This is a genomic window from Actinomadura alba, from assembly GCF_014323705.1.
GTDB classification, from domain to species: domain Bacteria; phylum Actinomycetota; class Actinomycetes; order Streptosporangiales; family Streptosporangiaceae; genus Actinomadura_C; species Actinomadura_C alba.
The window spans coordinates 40,879-67,441 of the sequence record NZ_JABVEC010000035.1 but is presented as its reverse complement, the minus strand read 5'-3'; the positions used below and the strand labels follow the sequence as shown (position 1 = coordinate 67,441).

The window sequence follows — 26,563 nt, the reverse complement described above, 5'->3', positions numbered from 1 at the left end:
TTCGCCGCGCGAGGCGATGCCGAGTCGTCGCTCACGGGTCACCCGCGCACGAGGTCGCGGATGGCCCGGAGCGTCGGCTCGTCTCGTACGCCGGCGATGAGCAGCGTGGTGACCGGCGAGTCGCGCCACAGCTGGAGGCGCTCCTTGATGCGCCCGATCGGGCCGAGCAGCGAGATGGCGTCGACCAGCTCGTCGGGCACCGCCTTGATGGCCTCGTCGCGGCGGCCGGCCAGGAACAGCTCCTGCACGACGGCGGCCGCCTCGGCATGGCCGAGCCGGCCGATCAGGTCGAGGTGGAAGTTGCGCTGCCGGGCGCCCATGCCGCCGATGTAGAAGGCGAGCGGGATCTTGGCGAACTCCAGGGCGGCCGGGAGGTCGTCGGTGACGATCGTCGTGACGGTGGCGGCGATGTCGAAGCCCTCCGGCCGGCCCGCCAGCGAGGGCCCGAAGACTGGTTCGATCTGCGCCGGGTCGACGAACAGCGGCAGCCAGCCGTCCGCGATCTCGGCGGCGAGGGCGACGTTCTTGGGCCCCTCGGCTCCCAGGTAGACCGGGATCCGCGGGCGCAGCGGGTGCACGATGGATCGCAGCGGCTTACCGAGCCCGGCCCCGCCGGGATAGGGGAGCGGGTAGTGCGGGCCGTCGCTGGTGACCGGCGCCTCGCGGCGCCACACCTGCCGGGCGATGTCGACGTACTCGCGGGTGCGGGCCAGCGGCTTCGGGAACGGCACTCCGTACCAGCCCTCCACCACCTGTGGCCCGGATGCGCCGAGGCCGAGGATCAGCCGCCCGCCGGACAGCGCGTCGAGGGTGAGGGCGTGCATGGCGGTCGCCGCGGGCGTGCGCGCGGACATCTGCACGACGGCGGTGCCGAGCCGGATCCGTGAGGTACGCGCGCCGTACCAGGTGAGCGCCGTGAACGCGTCGGAGCCGTACGCCTCCGCGGTCCAGACCGAGTCGTAGCCGAGCCGCTCGGCGGCCAGCACGGTCTCGGTCTGGTCATCGGGGTCGCGCTGCCAGTAGCCCACGTTGACGCCCAGCTTGAGTTCCCCGGTCATGAGCGTCCTCCCGCACTTGGTGACAGCACGACTTTAGAACGTGTTCTACCTCCGGGGGAACCGATGCGGCCGGGTGACCTCACCCGCGTGGGGGCCCGGCCGGGCTCCCGGATCACGGTGGACTCCGGGAACCCGGCCGGGCCCTGTCGTTCGCTTTCGTGCTGGTGGAGTGAGGTCAGTCCCGCGGCGCGCGGTGTGTCTTGAGGCCGTCGACGAAGTGGCGCCACTCGTCCGCCGTGAACAGCAGAACGGGGCCGCCGGTGTCCTTCGAGTCCCGTACGGCGTGGGCACCGGCCGCGAGCGAGGCGACCTCGACGCACTGGTCGCCGCTGCCGCTGTACGAGGACTTGCGCCACGTGGCGCCGAAGAGGTCGCGCTGCAGGAGGTTCACGTTCGGTTACTCCTTGGCTGCCTCGATGATGAGGCTGAGTGATTCGGCTGGGGTAAGAGACAGCGCGGTAATCTCTTCGAATCGCTTTCTATGCTGATCTGTTTCCGCTTCCTGCTCCAAGTAAACGTCGCCCATTGTGCCCTCTACGTAGGCGATATCGGGGTCGGCGTCGTCCGCGTACGAAAGGATCGTGAAGCGGCCGTCGAGACCCGCGTGGGCGCCGGCGGCGTAGGGCAGGATCTGAATGGTGACGTTCCGCCTGCGCGCGGCGTCGGCCAGCGCGAGCAACTGGGCGTTCATGACGGAGGGGCCGCCGATGGGACGCCTGATCACCGCCTCGTCGAAGATCGCGTGCAGGCGTGGGGCGTCGAGGCGGTCGAGCAGTTCCTGCCGCGTCTTGCGGGCGTCGATCCGGCGGTCGACGTCCCGCTGGGTGGGGAGCATCCGCCCCGCGGTGATGACGGCGCGGGCGTAGTCCTCGGTCTGCAGAAGCCCGTGGATGAGCTGGGCGTCCCAGGTGCGGATCCCGGACGCCTCGTCCTCAAGGGCGACATAGCTGCCGGTGAAGACGTCGACGTACGCCGTCCACCAGCCTCGCGTGCCGGCCTGCTTGGCCAGTGTCACGAGCGCTTCCCGCTCCGGTTCCGACACGCCGTAGAAGCCGAGCAGATCAGCCACATCTCCATGGCGCGGCCGCGTCTGTCCTGTCTCCAGCCGGGATACCGTCGCGCGCGACCAGCCGGTCTGATCGGCGACGTCCTGCAAGGTCAGGCCCTTTTCCTCGCGCAACCGGCGTAGTTCCCGGACGAGCCGGCGACCTCGGACGGTGGGCTTGTACGTCATGGCGAGTCTCCTGCGTGCGTGAGCGGTGACGGAAACTTACAGAATTTCCACGAAGAGAGTTGCGGGAATGAGAATCTCACGAGACGCTTGATTTCAGTGACCGAACGAGAGCGCAGCGTGACGGTTCGGTACGAGACGTAGTGGCGGGAGGGTGCTTTGAACACCTTGCCAGAGGTCACCGCTCAGACGGTGCCATCGACTGGTTGCCGTGGCTGGACATGGAGCCTGCCGTTGGGGGCGATGTGCGCCCGTCGCGCACGAGGGCTGCTCGCCGGGACGCTGAACGCGTTCGACGTGCCGCCCCAGACCATCGGTGACGCGGAGCTGATGGTGAGCGAGCTCGCCACCAACGCCTTCCGGCACGCGGGTCACCACGGACCGCACGAGCTCTGGCTGTTCCCCGGCGGGGAACTCGACCGGGCGGCCGCCGACCCGGGCGCATGCGAGATCGTGTGCGCCGTCTTCGACGCGCTGCCCGACCTCGGTCTGCTCGCGGACAACTCTTTCTCTGGAGACTTCGGCCGAGGGCTCAGCATCGTGGCCGAGATCTCCCATGGCCGCTGGGGCGCACATCCGGCGCGGTCCCGCCTGCACCATGAGGTGCCGGGCAAGGCGGTGTGGTTCGCGTGCCAGGTGCCGTTCGCGGTGCTGCGGTCGATGGTCCACCGTTGCGAGGGCACCCGTCACCTCCATCCGGCCTGATCTTCCACGTCGTCGTGGAATCGCCCCCTCTGGGCGGCGGGGTGTCCGGTATGTCATCCTGTGCAGGCGACGGAAGCGGAGGAACCCGGTGCGAATCCGGGGCTGTCCCGCAACTGTGACCAGGGAGCTCACCTCACACAAGGGCCACGGCGCATGCCGGAAGGCCGAGACATGAGCTGGGATCTGGGAGCCAGGAGACTCCGGCCGTCGGCGCTGACCACCCACGGGCGTGGACACCCGAGGAAAGGACGACCCGGCATGACGACGTGCCTGAACGACGCGTGACCCCCTATCCCTTCGCCGCGATCGTCGGCATGGACGACCTCAAGCTCGCCCTCCTCATCAACGCGGTCTCGCCCGGAGTCGGTGGCGTGCTCGTCCGCGGAGAGAAGGGCACCGCGAAGTCGACGATCGTCCGCGCCCTGGCCCGGCTGCTGCCCGAGGTCGAGGTCGCCCCCGGCTGCCGGTTCTCCTGCGATCCGCGGCTTCCCGACCCGAACTGTCCCGACGGTCCCCATGAGCCCGCCGGTCCGGTGCCGGCTCCCCGATCGACGCCCGACGTTCTGGGCGCCTTCGCGCGCCCGGCCCGGCTGGTCGAGCTGCCCGTCGGTGCCTCCGAGGACCGGCTGACCGGTTCCCTCGACATCGAGCGAGCGCTCACCGCGGGGGTCAAGGCGTTCGAGCCGGGGCTGCTCGCGGCCGCGCACCGCGGCGTGCTGTACGTCGACGAGGTGAACCTGCTCCACGACCACCTGGTCGACCTGCTCCTCGACGCCGCGGCGATGGGCCGCTCCTATGTCGAGCGTGAGGGCGTCTCGGTACGGCATGCGGCGCGGTTCCTGCTGGTCGGCACCATGAACCCGGAGGAGGGCGAGCTGCGGCCGCAGCTGCTCGACCGGTTCGGCCTCACCGTCGAGGTGGCGGCCACGCGCGAGCCGGGTGAGCGCGCCGAGGTCGTACGCCGCAGGCTGCGCTTCGAGGAGGATCCGGACGGCTTCGCCGCGGAGTGGGTCGAGGCCGAGGCCGAACTCGCCGAGCGCATCGCGAGCGCCCGGGCGCGGCTTCCGCGGGTCGAGCTGACCGACGCCGGGCTGCGCCAGATCACCGCGATCTGCGCGGCCTTCGAGGTCGACGGGCTCCGCGCCGACCTGGTCACCGCACGGGCGGCGATCGCGCTGGCCGCCTGGCACGGCCGCGACGTGGTGGCCGCCGAGGACGTCCGCGTCGCCGTGCGGCTCGCGCTGCCGCACCGGCGCCGCCGTGACCCCTTCGACCCGCCGGGCCTGGACCAGCGGAAACTGGACTCCGTACTCGAAGAGCACCTGACCTCCGAAGATTCGGAGCCGGAACCGCCTGACGACGGCCCGGACGGCCCCGAAGACCCGGGCGGTCCCGAAGACCCGGGCGGTCCGGGCGGCCCCGGCGCGCCGGGCTCCGGCGACGACGCCGGACAAGACTCCGTACAGGAGGCCGATCATCCCGTGATCGCCCCCGCCACCGGCGAGGGCGGTGCCGAGCGGCCTTCGGAGCGAGGGGTCGACGGGCAGGCAGGGCCGGCCGAGGAGGCCGCGGCCGACCCCGCGTACCGACCCCGCCTGTTCACCGTGCCGGGCCTGGGCAGCGGAGCGCCCGGCCGCAGGTCCAAGGCCCGCACGGCCTACGGCCGAGTCTCGGGCGCTCGCCCCGGCGCCGGTTCACTGCACCTGACGGCGACGCTGCGGGCGGCCGCTCCGTACCAGCTGGCGCGCGGTCGCAGTGGCGCCGGACTGGTCGTGGCGCGCGAGGACCTGCGCCGGACCGTGCGCGACGGCCGCGAGGGCAACCTCGTGCTGTTCGTCGTCGACGCCAGCGGATCGATGGCCGCCCGGCAGCGGATGCGCGCGGTCAAGGGCGCCGTCCTGTCACTGCTGCTCGACGCCTACCAGCGGCGCGACAAGGTCGGCCTGGTCACCTTCCGCGGCTCGACGGCCGAACTCGTGCTGCCGCCGACATCCTCGGTCGAGGCCGGGGCGCGGCGGCTGGAGCGGCTGCCCACAGGCGGCCGTACCCCGATCACCGCCGGGCTGCTGCGCGCGGCGGAGGTCCTGCGGGTGGAGCGGTTGCGCGATCCGGCGCGTCGCCCGCTGCTCGTCGTGGTCACCGACGGCCGCGCCACCCACGGCCCCGACCCGGCCGCCGCGGCCGCCCTGCTGGCCGAACAGGCGTCCGTCGTCATCGACTGTGAGTCCGGGCCGGTCCGGCTGGGTCTCGCCGAGCGGCTCGGAACCCGGCTGGGCGCCGACGTCGTACGGCTGGAGGAGCTGGCCGCCGACTCGCTGACCGGAGTCGTACGAGTTGTACAAAACGCGCGAAACGCGCGGAAGGTGGCCTGACATGCCGCAGGGAAAGCCGGCACACGTCCCCGAGGACGGCCTGACGACGCGGCAGCGGCGCAACCGGCCGCTGGTGGTCGTGCACACGGGGCCGGGCAAGGGGAAGTCGACCGCCGCGTTCGGGCTGGCGCTGCGCGCGTGGAACCAGGGCTGGCCGATCGGGGTCTTCCAGTTCGTCAAGTCGGCGAAGTGGCGCATCGGCGAGGAGCGCGCCCTGCGGGTGCTCGGCGAGTCCGGCGAGGGCGGCTCGGTCACCTGGCACAAGATGGGCGAGGGCTGGTCGTGGATCCAGCGGCCCGGCAGCGAAGAGGACCACGAGGCCGACGCCCGGGAGGGCTGGGAGCAGATCAAGCGCGACCTGGCGGACGAGACCTACCGGCTGTGCGTGCTCGACGAGTTCACGTACCCGATGAAGTGGGGCTGGATCGACGTGGCCGAGGTGATCGAGGTGCTCCGGTCCCGCCCGGGACAGCAGCACGTCGTCATCACCGGCCGCGACGCGCACCCCGACCTGATCGGGTTCGCCGACCTCGTGACCGAGATGGGCAAGGTCAAGCACCCGATGGACGGTGGACAGAAGGGTCAGAAGGGCATCGAATGGTGACCCGTCCGGCGACACCGCGGACGTCGCCCGGCGCGTGGCGAACGGGACGAACGGGGCGACCGGGGCGACTGGGCCGTCCGGTGCGACCAGGGCGGCCGAGGTGAACGTCCCCCGGCTGGTCGTGGCGGCGCCCTCCTCGGGCAGCGGCAAGACCACGGTGGCCACCGGGCTGATGACGGCGCTGGCCGCCCGGGGCCTCTCGGTCTCGCCGCACAAGGTGGGGCCGGACTACATCGACCCGGGCTACCACGCGCTGGCGACCGGCCGGCCGGGCCGCAACCTGGACCCGTGGCTGACGTCCGAGGAGCTCATCGCGCCGCTGTTCCTGCACGGCGCGCACGGAGCCGACATCGCCGTGGTCGAAGGCGTGATGGGCCTCTACGACGGCGTCGCGGGGGAGGGCGGGTTCGCCTCCACTGCGCACGTCGCCGGGCTGCTGGCGGCACCGGTCGTGCTGGTGGTCGACGCCGCGTCGGCGGGCCGTTCGGTGGCCGCGACCGTGCACGGCTTCCGGACCTTCGAGGACGTGCGGATAGGCGGCGTGATCCTTAACCGGATCGGGTCCGACCGGCACGAGCGGATCTGCCGCGACGCCGTCGAGGAGACCGGCCTGCCGGTGCTCGGGGTGCTGCGCCGCCGCGACGACGTGGCGGCGCCGTCACGGCACCTCGGGCTGGTCCCGGCCGCCGAGCGCCGGGCCGAGGCGGTGGGCGCGGTCGAGCGCCTCGGAGCGCTCGTCGCCGAGTGCTGCGACCTCGAGGAGCTGGTCGCCCTCGCCCGCTCCGCTCCCCGCCTCGCCGCCGTCCCCTGGACCCCGCCCACCGGGCGTGGGAGCGGGCGGCCGGTGGTGGCCGTGGCGGGCGGGCGGGCCTTCACCTTCGGGTACGAGGAGAACGTGGAGCTGCTGGAGGCGGCCGGCGCCGAGGTCGTCCGATTCGACCCGCTCCACGACGAGTCCCTGCCGGAGAACACGGCCGGGGTGATCATCGGAGGCGGCTTCCCGGAGATGTACGCCGCCGAGCTGTCCGCCAACGAGCCGCTCCGAAGGCGGATCGCGAGACTCGCCCTCGAAGGGGTGGTCTACGCGGAGTGCGCGGGCCTCCTCTATCTGACCCGGGAGCTGGACGGGGCCCCCATGTGCGGCGTGCTCGACGCGACCGCGAAGATGACCCCGCAGCTCACGCTCGGCTACCGCAACGCGGTCGCCGTCGGCGACTCGGTCATCGCACGCGCCGGCGAACGGGTCCGCGGCCACGAGTTCCACCGCACCGCCGTCGCGCCAGGCCACGGTGCGGTCGCGGCGTGGCAGTGGTCCACGGCCGGCCCTGAGGGTTTCGTGCACGGGAACTGCGTCGCCTCCTACCTGCATCTGCACTGGGCAGCGAGCCCGCAGGCGGCGCGACGATTCGTGGAGGCGGCCGTATGACCGGCGGCGTGACCGACGATATGTCCGGCGGTGGGTCCGGCGGTACGGCCGGCGACATCGAGACCGCGCCCGGCGGAGGGCGGCGGCTGATCGGCGTCGGGCTCGGCCCCGGCGATCCGGAGCTCGTCACCGTCAAGGCGCTCCGGGTGCTGCGCGAGGCCGACGTGGTGCTCGCCCCGGTCATGACCCTCGATGAGCGGGGCCGCGCCGAGGCCGTCGCCGACGCCCACGGCATCGAGGTCACCCGCGTGGTCTTCGCGCTGAACGACCGCGGAGGGGTCACCGAGCGGCGGGCGGCCGCCTGGGACGACGCCGCCGGCCGGGTGGCGGCGGAGTTCGCGGACGGCGCGCGGGCGGTGGCGTTCGTGACCATCGGGGATCCGAACGTCTACTCCACCTTCACCTATCTCGCGCAGACCGTACGGGCCGCCCTGCCCGAGGTCATCGTCGAGACCGTCCCCGGCATCACCGCCATGCAGGATCTGGCCGCCCGCTCCGCGACGGTGCTCGCCGAGGGCACCGAGTCGGTCGCGCTGCTGCCGCTGACCGGCGGGGTGGAGTCGTTCCGGCGGGCCCTGGAGACCTGCGACACCGTCGTCGCGTACAAGTTCGGCGGCGTCGCGAGCGAGGTGCACGAGGTGCTCAAGGAGACGGGACGGCTGGACGACGCGGTCTACGGGGCACGCCTCGGACTGCCCGGTGAGGACGTGCGGGTCGCCCGCGACATCCACGGCCCGCTCCCGTACCTCTCCACGCTTCTCGTGCCCGGACGCCGCGACACAAGGGGAGGAAAGCTGCGATGAGCGAGACCACGACCGGCGCGGTGAGCGGCAGTACGGGCGACACGGTGGGCGGCAGGGTGAGCTTCGTCGGCGCCGGCCCGGGAGCGGCGGACCTGCTGACCTTCCGCGCCGCGCGCGCGATCGCCGAGGCCGACGTGGTGATCTGGGCGGCCAGCCTGGTCCATCCCGACGTGCTCGACCACGCCCGCGCGGACGCCGAGATCGTCGACTCCGCGCTGCTGCCGATGGAAGGGGTGCTGCCCTACTACCGCCGGGCCGCCGCCGAGGGGCTGACCGTCGCGCGCGTCCACTCCGGCGATCCCGCCCTGTGGGGTGCGCTGCAGGAACAGCTCGATCGCTGTGCCGAGCTCGGCCTGGAGACCGAGGTCGTCCCCGGGGTGTCGAGCTTCAGCGCGGTCGCGGCGCGGGTGGGCCGTGAGCTCACCATCCCCGAGGTCGCGCAGTCGGTGATCCTCACCCGGCTGGGCGGGGGCAAGACGCCGATGCCCCCGGGCGAGGAGGTCCGCGAGTTCGCTCGGCACGGCACGACGATGGCGCTCTTCCTGTCCGCGGCGCGCTCCGGGCAACTGCAGGACGAGCTGCTCGACGGCGGATACCCGCCCGGCACTCCCTGCGTCGTCGCCTACCAGTGCTCGTGGCCGGACGAGCTGATCGTGCGGTGCGAGCTCGGCGAGCTGGCGGACACGATCAAAGAGCACAAGCTGTGGAAGCACACGCTCGTGCTCGTGGGTCCGGCGCTGGCGGCCGGAGGGACCCGCTCGCACCTGTACCACCCCGGTCACTTCCACGGTTTCCGGCGCGCCGAGCGCGCGGCCCGCCGGGAACTCCGGGAGGGTCGGCGACCATGAACGAGCATCCCGAGCTGCGTGAACCGGACCTGCCGCGCACCATGAAGGTGCGCCAGAAGGCGCTGCGCACCGGCTGGACGACGGGGTCCTGCGCGTCCGCCGCCGCGAAGGCCGCCACGCTGCTGCTCCGCGGTGACGAGCTGCCGGGGTACGTGGAGATCGCGCTGCCGTCCGGCAACCGGGTGACCTTCGCCGTGGAGGGTCCCGACACCGACGAGGAGCGGACCCGGGCGTCGGCCGTCGTGGTCAAGGACGCCGGGGACGATCCCGACGTCACCCACGGTGCGCACATCACCGCGACCGTGAGCTGGCGGCCCGGCGCGGGGATCGAGCTCGACGGCGGCGAGGGCGTCGGTGTCGTCACCAAGCCGGGCCTCGGCCTGGAGCTCGGTGGTCCGGCCATCAACCCCGTACCACGTCAGATGATCACACAGGCGGTGGCCGAGGCGCTCGACGCGCCCGCCGGCGCTGCGCCGGAGCAGATCGCCGAGCCGGGGTCCGGCCGGGGCGTGCGGGTCGTGATCTCGGTCCCCGACGGCGAGGTGATGGCCCGCAAGACGACCAACAAGCGGCTCGGGATACTCGGCGGGATCTCCATCCTGGGCACGACCGGCATCGTGCGGCCGTTCTCCACCGCGTCGTGGCGGGCCAGCGTCGAGCAGGCCGTCTCGGTGCTCGCCGCACAGGGGGAGAAGACGCTCGTGCTCTGCACCGGCGGGCGCACCGAGCGGGGCGCCATGAAGCTCCTGCCCAAGCTGCCCGAGGTGTGCTTCGTCGAGGTGGGCGACTTCACCGGCGCGGCGCTGCGCCGTGCCGTCGAGCACGGGGTCACCCAGGTGGTCTTCGTCGGCATGGTCGGCAAGCTGACCAAACTCGCCTCCGGGGTGCTGATGACCCACTACACCCGCTCCCGGGTGTCCACCGAGCTGCTCGGCGACATCACCACCGACATGGGCGGCTCGGCCGAGCTGGCGGCCGAGGTCGCGGGGGCCAACACCGCCCGGCACGCCTACGAGCTCTGGGAGGCGGCCGGCCTGCTCGGGCCCTGCGGCCGGGAGCTCTGCCGACGGGTCGCCAACGTACTGGAGCGCTACGCGGACACGACCGCCGGCGGCGAGGAGGCCGGTGCGGCGGGTGAGCCGCGGGCGTTGAAGTCGACCGGCACGACCGGCACGACCGGTGCGGGCCTGATCGCCGCGCAGGTCGTGCTCGTCGACTTCACCGGCCAGCGCATGATCGGCATGTACGGGCGGCTGGCGCGGGGGCCGTCGTGATCACCGTGATCGGACATGACGGAACCGCGCTCTCCGCGGCGGCCGGGCGGCGGCTGGAGGCGGCCGAGCTCGTGGTCGGCGGGGCCCGGCACCTCGACGCGGTGCGACCGCCCGAGGGCGCGCGCCGCGTCGTCATGGGCGACGTGAGCGCCGCCCTCGGCGAGATCGACGCCGTGCATCCTCCGCCTCCCACGCGGACGACCGCGAGATCACCACAGGACACCGGCGACCTTCCCCAGGTCGTGGTGGTGGCGAGCGGAGACCCGGGGTTCTTCGGGATCGTGCGGGCGCTGCGCGAGCACGGCCACGATCCCGAGGTGCTCCCCGCCGTCTCGTCGGTCGCGGCGGCCTTCGCCCACGCCGGCCTGCCCTGGGACGACGCCCTCGTCGTGTCCGCGCACGGCCGCGACCTGCGCCGTGCCGTCAACGCCTGCCGGGCCCACCCCAAGGTCGCGGTGCTGACCGCTCCCGGCGCCGGCCCGGCCGAGCTGGCCCGCGAGCTCGCGCCGCAGACTCCCCGGTCGTTCGTCGTCTGCGAGGACCTCGGTGGCCCGGACGAGCGGGTCACCCGCTGCCGTCCCGCCGAGGCCACCACCCGTACCTGGCGCGATCCCAACGTGGTGCTGGTCCTCGACGCGGGACGCGGAACCGGACCCAGGAGGTGGCTCGCGGGCGCCGCTCCCGGCCCCGCGGAGTGGGCGCTGCCCGAAACCGCGTTCGAGCACCGCAACTCGGTGGTCACCAAGGCCGAGGTCCGGGCCCTCGTGCTGGCCAGGCTCGGGCCGCGGCTCGGTGACCTGGTCTGGGACGTCGGCTCGGGCAGCGGCTCGGTGGCCATCGAGTGCGCCCGCTTCGGTGCCGCGGTGATCGCGGTTGAGCGGGACGCCGCGTCGTGCGACCGCATCAGGCACAACGTGCGTGCACACCACGTCAAGGTGGCCGTGTCGCGTGGCGACGCCCCCGCCGTGCTCGACCACCTGCCCGATCCCGACGCGGTCTTCGTCGGCGGCGGCGGCCCCGACGTGGTGGCCGCGTGCGCCGCCCGGGCACTGCGTTCCGTGGTCGTGGCGCTCGCCGCCGTCGAGAGGGTACGGCCGTCGCTCGACGCGCTCACCACGGCGGGCTTCACCGCCGAGGCCGTACAACTGCAGGCGAGCCGGCTGTCGCCACTGCCCGGCGACGTGCACCGGCTCGCCGCGGGCAATCCCGTCTTCGTCGTCTGGGGAACGCGTGAGTGAACAGTCGTCTGAGGGACCCGTGAGTCAACATGGGAGCGAGCAGGTGATCGGCGTCGTCGCCGCGACCGCGAGCGGCCGCACCGCGGCCGCCGCGCTCGCCGCCGCGTGGCCGGGCGAGGTCCGGTTGTTCACCGGCGAGAAGGCCGGCGACGGGCTGCGGGCGGCGTGGCACGCCTGCGACGCGGTCGTCGCCTTCCTCGCGGTCGGTGCCACCGTACGGGTCCTCGCGCCGCTGATCGGGCACAAGGCCGACGACCCGGCCGTCGTCTGCGTCGACGAGTCTCTGCGGTTCGCGGTGGCCGTGCTCGGCGGTCACCACGGCGCGAACGCGCTGGCCGACCGGGTCGGTGGCGTGCTCGGCTCCCTGCCCGTGGTCACCACGGCGACCGACGCGGCCGGGATCCCCGCCCTCGACTCCTTCGGCGCCGACCTCGGCTGCACGATCGAGAACCCCTCGATGCTCGCCCGGGTCGGCGCCGCCCTGCTGTCCGGCGAGCCGGTGGCCCTGGCCGACCAGGGTCCCTGGCCGGTACCCGCGCTGCCGGGCAACGTCACCGTGCAAGACCCGGCCCGCGATGACCCGGCCCGCGATGACCCGGCCCGCGATGACCCGGCCCGCGATGACACGGCGGGGGCCGGGGCACGGGCGCTCATCCGGATCGACGACCGGACCCCGGCCCACCCCTCCGACCCCGAGGCGACCCTGGTGCTGCGGCCCAAATCGCTGGTCGTCGGGGTCGGCGCGGCCCGCGGCGTGGCCTCGGCGGAGGTGGGCGGGCTCATCGACGCGGCACTGTCCGACGCCGGGCTCGCGCCGGCGTCGGTGCGGTGCGTCGCCACAGTCGATCTCAAGGCGGACGAGGGAGGCCTCCTCGAAGCCGCCGGGCAGCGCGGCTGGGAGGTGATCACCTTCACCGCGGACGCGCTCGCCGCGATCGACGTGCCGAATCCCTCCGAGATCGTGCGGGCCGAGGTGGGCACGCCCAGTGTCGCCGAGGCCGCCGCGATCCTCGGTGCCCGTACACACGGCGCCCGTACACACGGCCGGGCCGCGGAGCTGGTCGTCGGCAAGCGGAAGTCGGCGGCCGCCACGGTCGCCGTCGCGCGGCTGACCCCCAAGGGCCGGCTGACCCTCGTGGGCCTCGGGCCGGGCGCTCGCGACCTGCTGACCCCGCGCGCCGAGGCGGCGCTGCGGAGGGCCTCGATCGTCGTCGGCCTCGACCAGTACGTCGACCAGGTCCGCGACCTGCTCCGTCCCGGCACGAGGACCATCGAGAGCGGCCTCGGCCAGGAGGAGGAACGGGCCCGTACCGCGGTGGAAGAGGCTGGGCGCGGGCGGGCGGTCGCGCTCATCGGATCCGGTGACGCCGGGGTCTACGCCATGGCGGCCCCCGCCCTCGACTTCGCCTCGGCGGACATCGTCGTGGAGGGGGTCCCGGGCATCACCGCCGCGGTGGCCGCTTCGGGCCTGCTCGGCGCCCCTCTCGGCCATGACCATGCCTACATCTCGCTCTCCGACCTGCACACCCCGTGGGAGGTCATCGAGCGGCGGGTGCGCGCCGCCGCCGAGGGCGACTTCACGGTCTGCTTCTACAACCCGCGCAGCCGCGCGCGGGACTGGCAGCTGCCGAAGGCGCTGTCGATCCTCGCCGAGCACCGGCCGCCCACGACGCCGGTCGGCTACGTGCGCAACGCCACCCGGCCGGGGGAGAGCATGACGCTGACCACGCTGGACGAGATCGATCCGGCCGGGGTCGACATGTTCACCGTGGTGATCGTCGGATCCAGCCGCAGCCGGACGGTGGCGGGGCGATTTGTCACCCCCAGGGGGTATAAGTGGGCGTGATCAGCGGCGTGGTCGTCACCACGCGGTGCCAGGGGTGCGGCGCCTGCCTGCTGACCTGCCCCGAGCGAGCGATCCGCCCGCACGGCGACCCGCTGCTCGTGCTCGACGAGCTCTGCACCGGCTGTGGTGAGTGCGTCGAGGTCTGTCCAGTCGACGCGATCGAGGAGATCACCTCATGAGCACCCGCGAGCCGCATCCCATCGAGGTCCGGTCGTACGAGATCCTGCGCTCGCGGATCGACCTGTCCACGATGCCGCCACTGCGGCGGGCGGTCGTCGAGCGGGTGATCCACGCCACCGCCGACCTCGAGTACGCCGCGGACATCGTCGCCGACGAGGCCGACCTGGTGCGCGGGCAGGAGGCCCTGCGGGCGGGGGCGGCACTCGTCACCGACGTGGCCATGGTCGCCGCCGGAGTGACCGCCCGTGCGGCGGTCTGCCGCATCGGCGACCCGGCCGCGGCGCGCATGGCCGGTGAGTCCGGGATCACCCGGTCCGCCGCCGCCGTACGTCTTGCGTACGCCGAGGTGGGGCCGGGTGCGGTCTGGGTGGCCGGCTGCGCGCCCACGGCACTGGAAGAGATCATCTCGCTCGGGGTGGCGCCCGCTCTGGTGATCGGCCTGCCCGTCGGGTTCGTCGGCGCGGCCGAGGCCAAGGCGGCGCTGCGGGCGAGCGGCCTGCCCCAGCTCAGCAACGTCTCCGAGAAGGGCGGCTCCGCGCAGGCGGCGGCCGCGGTGAACGCGCTTCTGTACGCCGGCCCGTACGCCGGCGGCGATCGCGAGGACGAGCTGAAGGAGGAGGACCGGTGAAACCGCCGCTGCTGGTGGTCGGGCACGGAACCCGCGACGACGAGGGGGTCGCCGAGTTCGGACGGTTCGTCGACCGGCTGCGCGGCCGGATGCCGGTCGAGGTGGCCGGAGGGTTCATCGAACTGTCCCGGCCGCCGCTGACCGACGCGGTCGCCGAGCTGTACGGGCGCGGTCACCGGCGGGTCGCGGCCGTGCCGCTGGTCCTGGTCGCGGCCGGGCACGGCAAGGGCGACATCCCCGCCGCGATGAACCGGGAACCGTCGCGCCATCCCGGGCTGTCCTACGCGTACGGTCGGCCGCTCGGCCCGCATCCCGCCCTGCTCTCGCTGCTGGAGCAGCGGCTGGACGCGGTCCTCGATCCGGCCGAGCGAGGGCCGGACACCGCGGTCCTCCTGGTGGGGCGAGGTTCCACCGATCCGGACGCCAACGCCGAGGTGCACAAGGTCGCCCGGTTGTTCTGGGAGACGCGGTGGTCCCGCGGTGCGGACGGCGCGGGCGGTCACGGCACCGAGCCGGCGTTCGTGTCACTGGCCTGGCCGGGCGTCGCCGCCGGCCTGGACCGCTGCCGGCGGCTCGGTGCGCGGCGCGTGGTCGTGCTGCCGTACTTCCTGTTCCCGGGCGTCCTGCCGGACCGCGTGGTGGCGCAGGCGCGGGAGTACGCGGCCGGCCATCCGGGGTTCGACGTACGGTGCGCCGAGGTGATCGGCGACTGCGACGAACTCGCCGACCTGGTGGCGGAGAGATACGAGGAGGCGCTCGTCGGCGACATCCGGATGAACTGTGACACCTGCGTCTACCGGATCGCCATGCCGGGCTTCGCCGACCGCGTCGGCGCCCCGCAACGACCCCACCACCATCCCGACGATCCCACGCACGGACACGGTCATGCCCACGCCCACTGAAGCCGAGTCCGCGAGGGGCGCCGCACTGTCTGGACTGAGGAGCGAGGGAGCGAGGTACGAGCGAGTGAGCGACGAGGGAAGACAGCGCGTCAAGGCGCCCCGAGCCGCCGAGCGGAGCGAGGCCATGGACACAGACATAGATCTCGGGCATCACGGCGACGCCGAGGTCGGCGGCGGGCTCGTGGACTTCGCGGTCAACGTGCGTGGCGGGACGCCGCCGGCCTGGCTCGCCGAGCGGCTGCGCCGATCCGTCGACGACCTGGCCGCCTATCCCCGGCCCGGCCCGGCCCGGGCCGCCGTCGCCCGGCGGCACGGCAGGCCCGACGATGAGGTCCTGCTCACGGCGGGGGCGGCCGAGGCGTTCGTCCTGCTCGCGCGGGCGCTGGCACCGCGCCGCGCCGTCGTCGTACATCCGCAGTTCACCGAGCCCGAGGCGGCCCTGCGGGCCGCGGGCCACCCGGTCGAGCGCGCGGTGCTCGGCGGCGGCTTCACTCTCGACCCGGCCGCTGTCCCGGCGGACGCCGACCTCGTCATGATCGGAAATCCGACCAACCCGACCTCGGTCCTGCATCCGGCGGCGGGCGTCCTCGGCCTCGTCCGGCCCGGCCGGCTGGTCGTGGTCGACGAGGCGTTCATGGACTGCGTGCCCGGCGAATCCGAGAGCCTGGCCTCGCACGGCGGGCCCGGCCTCGCGATCGTGCGCAGCCTCACCAAGACCTGGGGGCTGGCCGGACTGCGGGCCGGTTACGTTCTCGCCGAGGCCGCCCTGGTCGCCGAACTGGCGCGGGCGCAGCCGCTGTGGGCCGTGTCGGCTCCCGCGCTCGTCGCGATCGAGGCGTGCTGCTCTCCCGAGGCGGTCACGGAGGCCGGCACCTGGGCCGCGGGCCTCGGCGCCGAACGGGAACGGTTCGCCACGGCCCTCGGCGCTCGCGGCCTGCACGTGGTGCCGGGGGCCCGCGCGTCCTTCCTGTGCGTCCGCGGCCCCGGAGAACTGCGGGCCCTGCTGCGCGAGCGCGGTCACGCCGTGCGCCGGGGCGACACCTTCCCCGGTCTCGGCCCGGAATGGCTCCGGATCGCGGTACGCGACGCCCGCACCAACGACACCCTTCTGGAGGTGCTTGATGACCTGGACTTCTGAGCTGATCCGGCAGACGGTCGCGGCGATCCGCCCGCCCGACGACGCGGCGATGCGCGCCGCCCGCATGCACCAGGACCGGCTGACCAAACCACAGGGATCCCTCGGCATGCTCGAGGACGTCTCGGTGCGGCTGGCCGGGCTGGCGGGGGAGTGCCCGCCCCCGCTTCCCGTCCCGGCCGCCGTCGCCATCTTCGCGGCCGACCACGGTGTGCACGCACAGGGCGTGACACCGTGGCCCCAGGAGGTGACCGCCCAGATGGTGGCCAACTTCCTCGCCGGGGGAGCGGTCGTCAACGCATTCGCCGGACAGGTCGGCGCCGACGTCACGGTGGTCGACGTGGGCGTGGCCGCCGAACTCCCCGAGGCCCCGGGGCTGCTGCCGCGCAAGGTGGCGTACGGGACGGCCGACATGACCGAGCAGCCGGCGATGACGGCCGAGCAGGTGCTCCGAGCCGTGGAGACCGGGATCGAGGTCGCCCGGGATCTCGTGTCGGCCGGCAACCGCTGCCTCGTCACCGGCGACATGGGGATCGCCAACACGACCGCCTCCGCCGCGCTGATCGCCGCCTGCACCGGGCTGGCCCCGGGCGAGGTCACCGGACGGGGCACCGGAATCGACGAGGCCATGCACAACCACAAGATCGATGTGGTCGCGGCCGCGCTGGACCGGCACGCGGAGCCGATCCGCGCGATGCGCGGGCAACTGCATGATCACGGCAGGGTGGGGCGGGCGCTCGAGGTCCTCGCGGCCGTGGGCGGACTGGAGCACGCGGCCCTCGCCGGCTTCATCCTCGGCGCCGCCTCCCGCCGGGTCCCGGTCGTGCTCGACGGCGTGATCGCCGGCGCGGCCGCGCTGATCGTCGCGGCGGTCGAGCCCGACGCCGTCGCGGCCTGTGTCGCGGGGCACCGGTCGATGGAGTCCGGGCATGCCGCTACCTTGGTTCACCTGGGACTGCATCCGCTGGTCGACCTGGAGCTCCGGCTCGGGGAGGGGACCGGAGCGCTTCTGGCCCTGCCCCTGGTCCAGAGCTCCGTCCGGGTTCTTCACGAGGTGGCCACATTCGATTCCGCGGGTGTTACCGAGAAACAACTGGACGGTCAGCGAGACGGTTCGGCATAGCGAGGTGAAGCCGAGTACTTTGGTGCGCGAACACACCTGCCTGTCATGGTCCGGCCACCGGGCGAAGTGGTGGTCGGTTCCGCGATGAGAAAGATCGATACCGTGCCCCCGTACCTGCTCGGCCTGCGTCTCACCGGGCGACGTGTCGTCGTCGTCGGTGGTGGGCGGGTCGCGCAACGCCGGGTTCCCTCGCTGGTGGCCGCCGGCGCCGACCTGATGCTCGTCTCCCCCGAGGTGACGCCGTCGCTCGAGGACCTCATCACCGGTGGTCAGGTGCGGTGGGAACGCCGGCCGTACGCCACCGGCGACTGCGCGGGAGCCTGGCTGGTCCAGGCGTGCACCGACGACCCGAAGGTCAACGCCGCCGTGGCCGCCGAGGCCGACGAGCGGCAGACCTGGTGCGTGCGGGCCGACGACGCCGAGGCGTCCGCCGCCTGGACCCCGGCGACGGCGCTCGTCGGCGAGACCTCGGTCGGCGTGCTCGCCGGCGGCGATCCCCGGCGCGCGGCCGGCATCCGTGACGCCGTCGCCGACGGCTTGCGCGACGCCAGCATCGAGTCCCGCCACTCCCGGCACAAGCCGGTCGGCGTCGCTCTCGTGGGCGGTGGCCCCGGCGACCCCGGCCTGATCACTGTGCGCGGTCGCCGGCTGCTGGCCCTCGCCGACGTGGTCGTCACCGACCGGCTCGCTCCGCGGCTGCTGCTCGACGAGCTCGCGAACGACGTTGAGGTGATCGACGCGGCCAAGATCCCGTACGGCCGGTCGGCCACCCAGGAGCGCATCAACGAGCTGCTGGTCGAGCACGCCAGGCAGGGCAGGTTCGTCGTTCGGCTCAAGGGCGGCGACCCCTTCGTGTTCGGCCGCGGGGCCGAGGAGGTGCTCCACTGCGCCCGGCACGGCGTCCCGGTCACGGTGGTCCCCGGGATCACCAGCGCGGTGGCCGTACCGTCGGCGGCGGGCATCCCCGTCACGCACCGTGGTGTGAGCCAGGAGTTCCACGTCGTTTCGGCGCACCTGGCCCCGGACGCGTCCGGCTCGACCGTCGACTGGGCGGCCCTTGGCCGATCGCGGGGAACCCTGATATTGCTCATGGCCGTCGAGCGCATGACCCTCATAGCGGCAGCACTCATGCGCTATGGTCGGTCCCCTGACACGCCGGTCGCCGTGATCCAGGACGGTACGCTGCCGGGCCAGCGCGCGCTCACGGCGACGCTCGACACGGTGGTGGATGAGATGACGGCACAGGACGTGCGACCTCCGGCGATCGTGGTCGTCGGAGACGTGGTGGACGTGGCGCGGGAAGTCGACTTGATGAGAGCGGACATGGGACAGGGCCCGTGACGACCCCGGCGGATCAGAGCGCTGTTCAGACGGCGGGAGCCGGAGCCGGAACCGGAAAGTACACAGCGGTCACTTCCGCATCCTCGGCCGATCTCGGCCGGGTCCTGATCGAGCTACGCGACCAGATCGACTCGTTCCGCTTCATCTTGGACGTGCCCGGCGCCGAAGACGCCCGCGCCGCCCAGCTGGAGATCAGGAATCAGCTCGACGACTATGTCCTGCCGCGGTTGCGCAGCGCGGGCGTCCCCATGCTCGTCGTGCTCGGCGGTTCCACCGGAGCGGGCAAGTCGACGCTCGTCAACACCCTGGTCGGCGAGCGGGTGAGCGCCACCGGTGTGCTCCGGCCGACCACGAGCAGCCCCATCCTGGTCTGCCATCCCGACCACGCCGAGTGGTTCCTTGAGGGCCCCCTGCTGCCGGGCATGGCGAAGGTCCCCGGCCCGGCCCCCGACGCGGTGGTCGGCGACCAGCTGGTGATCATGCAGAGCGAGGCGCTGCCGGCGGGGCTCGCGCTGCTGGACAGCCCGGACTTCGATTCGGTCTTCGAAGACCACTACGAGTTCGCCACCAAGCTGATGGCCGCCGCCGATCTGTGGCTGTGCGTGACGACGGCCGCCCGCTACGCCGACGCCCAGGTGTGGCAGATGCTGCAACGGGCCAAGGAGCACGGCGCGACCATCGGCACCGTGCTGTCCCGGGTGCCGCAGGGCGCGGGTTCCGAGGTCGTCGAGCACTTCGTCGAGATGCTCGAGGAGCACGGCGTCGGCGAGGCCGAGCGCTTCACGATCCCCGAGACCAAGATCGAGGCCAGCCGGCTGCCGGAAGAGTGCGTCGAGGACGTCCGCGAGTGGCTCGTCGGCCTCGCCGACAGCGACGAGCGCCGCTCCGATGTGATCCGCGACACCTTCGGCGGCGTGCTCGACAGCTTCCGCACCCGTGTCCCAGAGCTGGCCAAGCAGGTCGAGACCCAGGTCGAGCTGAGGACGGCGCTGCGCTCGGACGTCGAAGCCGGCTACGCCACCGCGCTGGCCGAACTCGACGAGGCCACCCGCAACGGCTCCCTGCTGCGCGGCGAGGTGCTCGCCCGCTGGCAGGACTTCGCCGGCACCGGCGACCTCGTGCGCGCGCTGCATGTCCAGCGCGGCCGTGCCGCCCGCAAGTCCAACCGGCGGCGTCGCACCCCGACCCGGGTCAGGGCGCTCAAGAGCGCTCTGCGCGCGGGGCTGGAGTCGCTGATCCTGGCCGGTGCCGACCATGCCGCCGAGCAGGTGGTCACCCGCTGGCGGGAGAACCCCGCGGGCCGCGAGATCCTCGTGGGCGGCCAGGGCGCCGGGGCCGGCGCGGCACGGGTGACCGCGCTCGAGCACGCCTCGCCGGAACTGGCCCGCCGCGTCACCCGGGCCGTCAGCGCCTGGCAGGACCACGTCCTCGAACTGATCCGTACCGACGGCGTCACCAAGCGCTCGGTCGCCAAGCTGGTGTCCTTCGACGAAGAGGCGCTCTCACTGGTGCTCACGGTCGGCCTGCTCGCGTACGGCACGAGCGACGTCGCCGTCGAAGGCGGCACCAGCGCCGTGCCGCAGCGGCTGCTCAAGGCGCTCTTCGGCGCCGAGTCGCTGCGCGGCATGGGGGCCAAGGCCCGGGCCGACCTGCGCAGCCGGATCGGAATGCTGTTCGATGAGGAGGCCATCCGGTTCGGGCAGGCGATCGACGCCGCCGGGATCCCCGATGAGAACACCGCCGTCCAGCTCTACCAGGCGACATACAACCTCGAGGTCGCACGATGACCACGACCGCTACCAGCGCGTTCCAGCCCTCGGCGCACCCGTCCGCGGACGGCACCAGCGTGTCCGGCCGCTTCGAAGCGCTCGAACAGCTGGTCGAGCTCGGCGCCGGCCGGCTCGACCAGGAGCTCCTGGACGAGACCGCGACACTGCTCGGGCGGGCCGGGCAACGGCTGCGGCTGTCGGGTGAGCACACGGTCGTCACCCTCGCCGGGGGCACCGGCAGCGGGAAGTCGTCACTGTTCAACGCCATCTGCGGGCTCGAGTTGTCCCCGGTCGGCGTGCGGCGGCCCATGACCTCACAGGCGCACGCCTGCGTCTGGGGCCTCGACGGGGCCGGCCCCCTGCTGGACTGGCTCGACGTCGACAAGCGCTTCCGCTACGCCAGGGCGAGCGCGCTCGACGGGTCGGGCGGCCGCGAGACCGGTACGGGCACCGACGGATCGCTGCAGGGCCTCGTCCTGCTCGACCTCCCCGACCACGACTCGATCCGGGCCGCCCACCGCGCCGAGGTCGACCGGTTCGTCACCATCGCCGACCTGCTCGTCTGGGTGGTGGACCCGCAGAAATACGCCGACGCCTCCCTGCACCGCAACTACATAGTGCCGTACGCCCGGCACGCCGGCGTCACGCTCGTCGTGCTCAACCAGGTCGACCGGTTGCAGCCCGAGGAGGTCGAGGACTGCGTGTCCGACCTCCGCCGGTTGCTCGAGGCCGAGGGCCTGCACAAGCCCCGCATCGTCACCACCTCGACTGTCGCCGAGGGCGGCGTCACCGGCATCCGCGAGGTCCTCGTCGACGCCGTCACCGCCCGCCGGGCCCGTACGGAGCGGCTCGCCACCGACCTCGGCGCCCTCGTCGACCGGTTCGCGGCCTTCGACGGCGGACACGAGCCACCGGCGGCCGTCGACGACCGCCGGGCCACCGCGCTGGTCGACGCGCTCACCGACGCGGCCGGGGCGCCGGCCGTCGCCGAGGTCATGGAGAGCGCCTACGAACTCCGCGCGGTCGACTACGTCGGCTGGCCGATCGCCCGCACCGCCGCCCGGCTGCGCAGCGACCCGCTCCGCAAGATGCGGCTCACCGAGTTGCGCGACGAGTTGCGCGGCGCCTTCACGGGCCCGGTGGGCGCCCAGCAGGGCGACGTCGACAACGCCCTGCAGGGCGTGACCGACGAGGTCGTCAACGGCCTTCCCGAGCCCTGGGCCCGATCGGTACGCGCCGCCAGCCGCTCCCATGCCGCGTCCCTCCCGGAGGCGCTCGGGATCTCCCTCAAAGAGGCCCTCCCGGCGTTCAACCAGGTGCCGCGCTGGTGGTGGCTGGTCAAGACCTGGCAGTACTTCCTCGTCCTGGTCACGATGATCGGCCTGATCTGGATCGGCCTGCTCGTGTTCCACGGCGTCTTCGGCGCCGACGACGCCACCGACGGGCTGGTCGGCGACTCCGGCCTGATCCCCTACGTGGCCGTCCTCGTCGCCTGTACCTTCGGGATGGGCGCCCTCACCTCCTCGGCCTGCCGCAACGTCGTCGCGCTGTCGTCGGCCAAGCACGGCGAACGGATGGAGGACCACATGCGCACCCGCATCAGAGCGGTGGCCAGGGAAAGGGTCCTCAACCCGGTCAGCGCGGAACTGGACGTGTACGCCAGGTACCGGGCTCTGCTCAATGGCCGCGCTCCGCGCGGCGACTCGCGGGCGCTTTGACGCTCTGTTGAATGGCCGTGCCTCCGGCGCGGCGACTCGCGGGCGCTTTGACGCGGCGGCTTCCCTCGTCGCTCAGTCGTTCGTTCCTCACTCCTTCGCTCCTCAGTCCAGCCGCCGCGCGCCCGCTCGCAGATGTTCTTCGTGAGCGGGTTGGGCACCATCTCGCCGTGATCATGCAGTTGTGACGGGGAGTTATCCACAGATCGCGGTCTGGGCTCCCGCTGAGGGGTGTGGTGCTTCACGGTGGTGTCGGACGGGGTCGTTACCGGCCTCACGAGACACCGAGTGGAGGATTCGATGAACGACGCGCACGTCACCCTGGTCGGCTGGCTGGCCCAGGATCCGTTCTACACGGTCACGCAGCACGGAACGTCCTTCCTGTCGTTACGGGTCGGCTGCACGCCGCGCCGTTTCGACCGGCAGACCGGGCAATGGCAGGACATGGAATCCATGTTCGTGACGGTGAACTGCTGGCGGGGCCTCGCCGACAACGTCAACACCTCGAAGCTGAAGCGGGGTGACCCGGTGCTCGTCACCGGGCGGCTGCGGATCCGGCAGTACGTCAAGGACGAGCAACTGCGCTTCTCCGCCGAGATCGAGGCGACCACTCTCGGCCATGACCTCACCCGTGGGTGCGCCGAGTTCCGGCGGGTCCAGCGCGGGGGTGTCATGACCAGCGAGGACCGCACGGAGGCGGCGGAGCACAACGACCGGTGGGCCGAGGCCGGCGGGCCGGCTCCCACGACGGACGAAGACGAGTTCGAGCCCAGCGAGACGTCCGCCACGGGGTCGTCCACCACCGGGTCGGCCGGGCCCTCCGAGGGGCACCTGGCCGATGCCGACGGCGCCGCTGTGGACAAGGGAGAAGAGGACGAGGAAGGGGATGGAGCGGATCTCGGCCGCTTCGACGTGCGGACCACGGCGGCTTGACCGGCGGGTGAGCCGTCCGAGCGCACACGGTTCGGGGCGTCGTCTCATCGGGGCGGCGCCCCTGCCGAGAGGCAGGGTCAGTGCGGCCGGCCTCGCCGGCCGCGTGGAAGGGCGCGCGGCCGTCCGCGGCCGGAGGCGCCGCTCATATCCATGAAATGCCGCGCATGGTGTGCTCCCCCTCTGGGATGTGCTGAGAACCACGTGACCGCAGGTCCCAACGTGGGCGTTGATCCCAATGCGCCCACGTGTGCGTAAACGAAGGTACCCGTTCACGGCCCGCCACGCACACTTTGCAACTATCGTGTTACACAACGTGAATCACTGCGGCGTGCGCAGGACCCACCGAGGGCTGTCCCGACCGATGGGGGAAGTATGACGGCAGTGCAGCAGCCATCCGCCACCGAGCGGACGGATCTGGCTCACGGGCCGCGGCGGATGCCGCCGATGCCGCATCCGCTCCGGCTGGCGATTTACGTGGGCCTGATCGTCTCCCTGCACGTACTCCTGACCGCGCGCGAGCTGACGCGTACGCCGTTCCGGTTGACCGAGCTGCTCACCTTCGGTGCGCTGCTGGCCTGCGGGGCCGTGTGCATCGAGGCGTCCCGGCGGCTCGGCATGCCCGCCGGCGTGGCGCGCGACCTGCTGTCCGCGTGGTGGCTACCGGTCGCGCTGCTCCTGCCGCCCGTCTACGCGTTGCTCATCCCGATCCCGCTGCAGGCACTGCTGCAGTTCCGGGTACGCCGGACACTGCTGCACCGCCGGGTCGTGGTGGCGTCGGCCCTCGGGCTGGCCGGCGCCTCTGCGTCGTACGTCTTCCACTGGGTCGTGCCCGACCCGCTGCGCGGGGCGCCGGCCTGGGTGATCGACTCCGGCCCGGGAGTCGCCACGGCCGTGGGCTGCGCGGCGCTGTTCACGGTGGTCAACACGGCGCTGGTCGCGGTCGCGGCGCGCAGCGCGGCCCCCGACAGCCGGTGGCGCGAGGTGCTGTGGAACCGCGAGAGCCTCATCCTCGACGTGGTGGAACTGTGCGTCGGCATGCTCGTGACCATCGCCGCCGCGATCTCACTCAGCCACCTGCTGCTGGCCCTGCCGCCGGTCATGCTCCTGCAGCGCAGCCTGATGCACCAGCAGTTGAAGGCCGCCGCCCGCACCGATGCCAAGACCGGGCTGCTCAACGCCGCCGCCTGGCAACGTGAGGCCGACACCGAGATCTCTCGGGCGCGCCGCTCCGACGAGCCGCTGGCGCTGCTGCTGATCGACATCGATCTGTTCAAGCGGGTCAACGACACCTACGGGCACCTGGTCGGCGACCAGGTGCTCTTCGGCGTCGCCACCACGTTGCGCGGCCAGTTGCGCGACTACGACATCACCGGCCGGTTCGGCGGTGAGGAGTTCGTCGTGCTGCTGCCCGGCACCGACACCGTCGAGGCGTGCCGGGTCGCCGAGCGGCTGCGCAACTGGGTCCGGCGGCTCTCCGTGCCCGCCGACGACGGCACGGTCGGCGTCACGGTCTCGATCGGGGTGGCGCTGTTCCGCACGCACGGCGAGGATCTGATCGAGCTGCTCACCGCCGCTGATCTCGCGCTCTACCGGGCCAAGGAGTCCGGCCGTGACCGGGTCTGCCTCCCGGCCACCACGGTGCCGCGTCCCCCGACGATCTGATCATGGCGGGCGGCACCCTGGTTCAGGGCGCTAGCTGCCCTCAGGACCCCATAGGCTTGAGGCATGCCCGAGTACATCTATACGCTGCAGCGCGTGCGCAAGGCGCACGGCGACAAGGTCGTCCTCGACGACGTCACCCTGAGCTTCCTGCCCGGGGTGAAGATCGGCGTGCTGGGCCCGAACGGCACGGGAAAGTCCACGCTGCTGCGGATGATGGCCGGCCTGGAGCACCCGTCCAACGGGGACGCGCGGCTCATGCCCGGCTTCTCGGTCGGCATGCTCCAGCAGGAGCCGCCGCTCAACGAGGACAAGACGGTGCTCGGGAACGTCCAGGAGGGCGTGGCCGAGACCAAGGCCATGCTCGACCGGTTCAACGAGATCGCCGAGCAGATGGCTACGGACTACTCCGACGAACTGCTCGAGGAGATGGGCAAGCTTCAGGAGCAGCTCGACCATCGCAACGCCTGGGATCTGGACAGCCAGCTCGAGCAGGCCATGGACGCGCTCCGCTGCCCGCCGCCGGACGCCGAGGTCACCACACTGTCAGGTGGTGAGCGCAGGAGGGTCGCGCTCTGCAAGCTGCTGCTGGAGGCACCCGACCTGCTGCTGCTCGACGAGCCGACCAACCACCTCGACGCCGAGAGCGTCCAGTGGCTGGAGCAGTACCTCGAGAAGTACGAGGGCACCGTCCTGGCCGTCACCCACGACCGGTACTTCCTCGACAACGTCGCGACCTGGATCCTCGAGCTCGACCGGGGCCGTTGCTTCCCCTACGAGGGCAACTACTCCACGTACCTCGAGAAGAAGGCCGAGCGGCTGAAGGTCGAGGGGCAGAAGGACGCCAAGAAGAAGAAGCGCCTTGAGCAGGAACTGGAGTGGGTGCGCTCCAACCCGAAGGCGCGGCAGGCCAAGAGCAAGGCACGGCTCGAGCGCTACGAGGAGATGGCGGCCGAGGCGGCGAAGTACCGCAAGATGGACTTCGAAGAGATCCAGATCCCGCCGGGCCCGCGTCTGGGCACCACCGTGATCGATGCCGTCGACCTCACCAAGGGCTTCGCTGACCGGCTGCTCATGGAGAAGCTGTCCTTCCGGCTGCCGCCCAACGGCATCGTCGGGGTCATCGGCCCGAACGGTGTCGGCAAGACGACGCTCTTCCGCATGGTCGTCGGTGAGGAGACTCCCGACGACGGCGCGCTGAAGGTCGGCGAGACCGTCCAGGTGTCGTACGTCGACCAGGGCCGGGGTGGCATCGACCCGAAGAAGAACGTCTGGGAGGTCGTCTCCGACGGGCTCGACCACATCAAGGTCGGTCAGGTGGAGATGCCGTCGCGCGCCTACGTCGCGGCGTTCGGCTTCAAAGGGCCCGACCAGCAGAAGCCCGCTGGTGTGCTGTCCGGCGGAGAGCGCAACCGGCTCAATCTGGCGCTCACCCTCAAGCAGGGCGGCAATGTGCTGCTGCTCGACGAGCCGACCAACGACCTCGACGTCGAGACGCTGTCGAGCCTCGAGAACGCGCTGCTCGAGTTCCCCGGATGCGCGGTGATCACCTCGCACGACCGGTGGTTCCTCGACCGGATCGCCACCCACATCCTGGCGTGGGAGGAGGGCTCGAACTGGTTCTGGTTCGAGGGCAACTTCGCCGACTACGAGATGAACAAGATCGAGCGGCTCGGGGCCGACGCGGCCCGGCCGCACCGGGTCACCTACCGCAAGCTCACCCGGGACTGAGCACGCGTGGGGCCGGCGTGGAGCCGGCCCCAGGACATGGAT

General features: G+C 72.4%; 23 protein-coding genes and 1 riboswitch. Of the genes, 20 read left to right on the top strand and 3 right to left on the bottom strand.

Annotated features, from left to right (window positions below; all coding sequences use genetic code 11):
• Positions 1–38 precede the first annotated feature (38 nt).
• The 3 genes from HKK74_RS31900 to HKK74_RS31890 form a co-directional block, all read right to left on the bottom strand.
• Entirely contained in the window at positions 39–1,058 is a 1,020-nt protein-coding gene (locus tag HKK74_RS31900) for an LLM class F420-dependent oxidoreductase (RefSeq protein WP_187247102.1), read from the bottom strand.
• Positions 1,059–1,233: 175 nt separating this feature from the next.
• A complete protein-coding gene (locus HKK74_RS31895) occupies positions 1,234–1,449 on the bottom strand; it encodes a DUF397 domain-containing protein (RefSeq protein WP_187247101.1) in 216 nt (71 codons plus the stop codon).
• 6 nt (positions 1,450–1,455) lie between these two features.
• Positions 1,456–2,292: a helix-turn-helix domain-containing protein gene (locus tag HKK74_RS31890; protein WP_187247100.1), complete on the bottom strand. Its 837-nt coding sequence runs from the start codon at positions 2,290–2,292 to the stop codon at positions 1,456–1,458.
• 240 nt (positions 2,293–2,532) lie between these two features.
• Between HKK74_RS31890 and HKK74_RS31885 the strand changes: the two genes are divergently transcribed.
• From HKK74_RS31885 to ettA, 20 genes are all read left to right on the top strand, one after another.
• Entirely contained in the window at positions 2,533–2,994 is a 462-nt protein-coding gene (locus HKK74_RS31885; RefSeq protein ID WP_187247099.1) for an ATP-binding protein, read from the top strand.
• A gap of 46 nt (positions 2,995–3,040) precedes the next feature.
• A riboswitch (cobalamin riboswitch) is annotated at positions 3,041–3,201 on the top strand.
• A 107-nt stretch (positions 3,202–3,308) separates the two neighbouring features.
• A complete protein-coding gene (locus HKK74_RS31880; RefSeq protein ID WP_187247120.1) occupies positions 3,309–5,366 on the top strand; it encodes a VWA domain-containing protein in 2,058 nt (685 codons plus the stop codon).
• Position 5,367: 1 nt separating this feature from the next.
• Positions 5,368–5,970: a cob(I)yrinic acid a,c-diamide adenosyltransferase gene (cobO, locus tag HKK74_RS31875; RefSeq protein WP_187247098.1), complete on the top strand. Its 603-nt coding sequence runs from the start codon at positions 5,368–5,370 to the stop codon at positions 5,968–5,970.
• Positions 5,971–6,085: 115 nt separating this feature from the next.
• Entirely contained in the window at positions 6,086–7,396 is a 1,311-nt protein-coding gene (locus tag HKK74_RS31870) for a cobyrinic acid a,c-diamide synthase CobB (RefSeq protein WP_222722984.1), read from the top strand.
• Positions 7,397–7,404: 8 nt separating this feature from the next.
• A complete protein-coding gene (cobI, locus tag HKK74_RS31865; protein ID WP_312881993.1) occupies positions 7,405–8,199 on the top strand; it encodes a precorrin-2 C(20)-methyltransferase in 795 nt (264 codons plus the stop codon).
• On the top strand, positions 8,196–9,047 hold the full coding sequence (cobM, locus tag HKK74_RS31860) for a precorrin-4 C(11)-methyltransferase (RefSeq protein ID WP_187247097.1): 852 nt from the start codon (positions 8,196–8,198) through the stop codon (positions 9,045–9,047). Before cobI ends, cobM begins: the two co-directional genes overlap by 4 nt.
• Positions 9,044–10,321, top strand: coding sequence for a cobalt-precorrin-5B (C(1))-methyltransferase (locus tag HKK74_RS31855; protein ID WP_187247096.1), 1,278 nt, complete (start codon positions 9,044–9,046; stop codon positions 10,319–10,321). Before cobM ends, HKK74_RS31855 begins: the two co-directional genes overlap by 4 nt.
• On the top strand, positions 10,318–11,559 hold the full coding sequence (gene cbiE, locus HKK74_RS31850; protein WP_187247095.1) for a precorrin-6y C5,15-methyltransferase (decarboxylating) subunit CbiE: 1,242 nt from the start codon (positions 10,318–10,320) through the stop codon (positions 11,557–11,559). Before HKK74_RS31855 ends, cbiE begins: the two co-directional genes overlap by 4 nt.
• Positions 11,560–11,578: 19 nt before the next feature.
• The gene (gene cobJ / locus HKK74_RS31845) at positions 11,579–13,405 is read left to right on the top strand and encodes a precorrin-3B C(17)-methyltransferase (protein ID WP_312881992.1); all 1,827 of its coding nucleotides are present in this window, start codon (positions 11,579–11,581) and stop codon (positions 13,403–13,405) included.
• On the top strand, positions 13,396–13,584 hold the full coding sequence (locus HKK74_RS31840) for a 4Fe-4S binding protein (protein ID WP_312881991.1): 189 nt from the start codon (positions 13,396–13,398) through the stop codon (positions 13,582–13,584). The genes cobJ and HKK74_RS31840 overlap by 10 nt, the downstream gene beginning before the upstream one ends.
• Complete coding sequence (locus HKK74_RS31835) at positions 13,581–14,213, top strand: precorrin-8X methylmutase (protein WP_187247094.1); 633 nt, start codon at positions 13,581–13,583, stop codon at positions 14,211–14,213. Before HKK74_RS31840 ends, HKK74_RS31835 begins: the two co-directional genes overlap by 4 nt.
• Positions 14,210–15,115 (top strand): sirohydrochlorin chelatase, encoded by a 906-nt coding sequence (locus HKK74_RS31830; protein WP_187247093.1) that lies wholly within the window; start codon positions 14,210–14,212, stop codon positions 15,113–15,115. Before HKK74_RS31835 ends, HKK74_RS31830 begins: the two co-directional genes overlap by 4 nt.
• Positions 15,116–15,239: 124 nt before the next feature.
• The gene (cobC, locus tag HKK74_RS31825; protein ID WP_246492174.1) at positions 15,240–16,253 is read left to right on the top strand and encodes an Rv2231c family histidinol phosphate aminotransferase CobC; all 1,014 of its coding nucleotides are present in this window, start codon (positions 15,240–15,242) and stop codon (positions 16,251–16,253) included.
• Positions 16,237–17,373 (top strand): nicotinate-nucleotide--dimethylbenzimidazole phosphoribosyltransferase, encoded by a 1,137-nt coding sequence (gene cobT / locus HKK74_RS31820; RefSeq protein WP_187247091.1) that lies wholly within the window; start codon positions 16,237–16,239, stop codon positions 17,371–17,373. Before cobC ends, cobT begins: the two co-directional genes overlap by 17 nt.
• 84 nt (positions 17,374–17,457) lie before the next feature.
• Positions 17,458–18,714 (top strand): uroporphyrinogen-III C-methyltransferase, encoded by a 1,257-nt coding sequence (cobA, locus tag HKK74_RS31815; protein WP_187247090.1) that lies wholly within the window; start codon positions 17,458–17,460, stop codon positions 18,712–18,714.
• Positions 18,711–20,501, top strand: a complete 1,791-nt coding sequence (locus HKK74_RS31810; protein ID WP_312881989.1) for a GTPase family protein — start codon at positions 18,711–18,713, stop codon at positions 20,499–20,501. Before cobA ends, HKK74_RS31810 begins: the two co-directional genes overlap by 4 nt.
• Positions 20,498–22,201 (top strand): GTPase family protein, encoded by a 1,704-nt coding sequence (locus HKK74_RS31805; RefSeq protein WP_187247089.1) that lies wholly within the window; start codon positions 20,498–20,500, stop codon positions 22,199–22,201. The genes HKK74_RS31810 and HKK74_RS31805 overlap by 4 nt, the downstream gene beginning before the upstream one ends.
• Positions 22,202–22,498: 297 nt before the next feature.
• Entirely contained in the window at positions 22,499–23,131 is a 633-nt protein-coding gene (locus tag HKK74_RS31800; protein ID WP_187247088.1) for a single-stranded DNA-binding protein, read from the top strand.
• Positions 23,132–23,503: 372 nt separating this feature from the next.
• Positions 23,504–24,793, top strand: a complete 1,290-nt coding sequence (locus tag HKK74_RS31795) for a GGDEF domain-containing protein (protein ID WP_187247087.1) — start codon at positions 23,504–23,506, stop codon at positions 24,791–24,793.
• Between the two features lie 63 nt (positions 24,794–24,856).
• The gene (ettA, locus tag HKK74_RS31790; protein WP_187247086.1) at positions 24,857–26,521 is read left to right on the top strand and encodes an energy-dependent translational throttle protein EttA; all 1,665 of its coding nucleotides are present in this window, start codon (positions 24,857–24,859) and stop codon (positions 26,519–26,521) included.
• Positions 26,522–26,563: the final 42 nt, after the last annotated feature.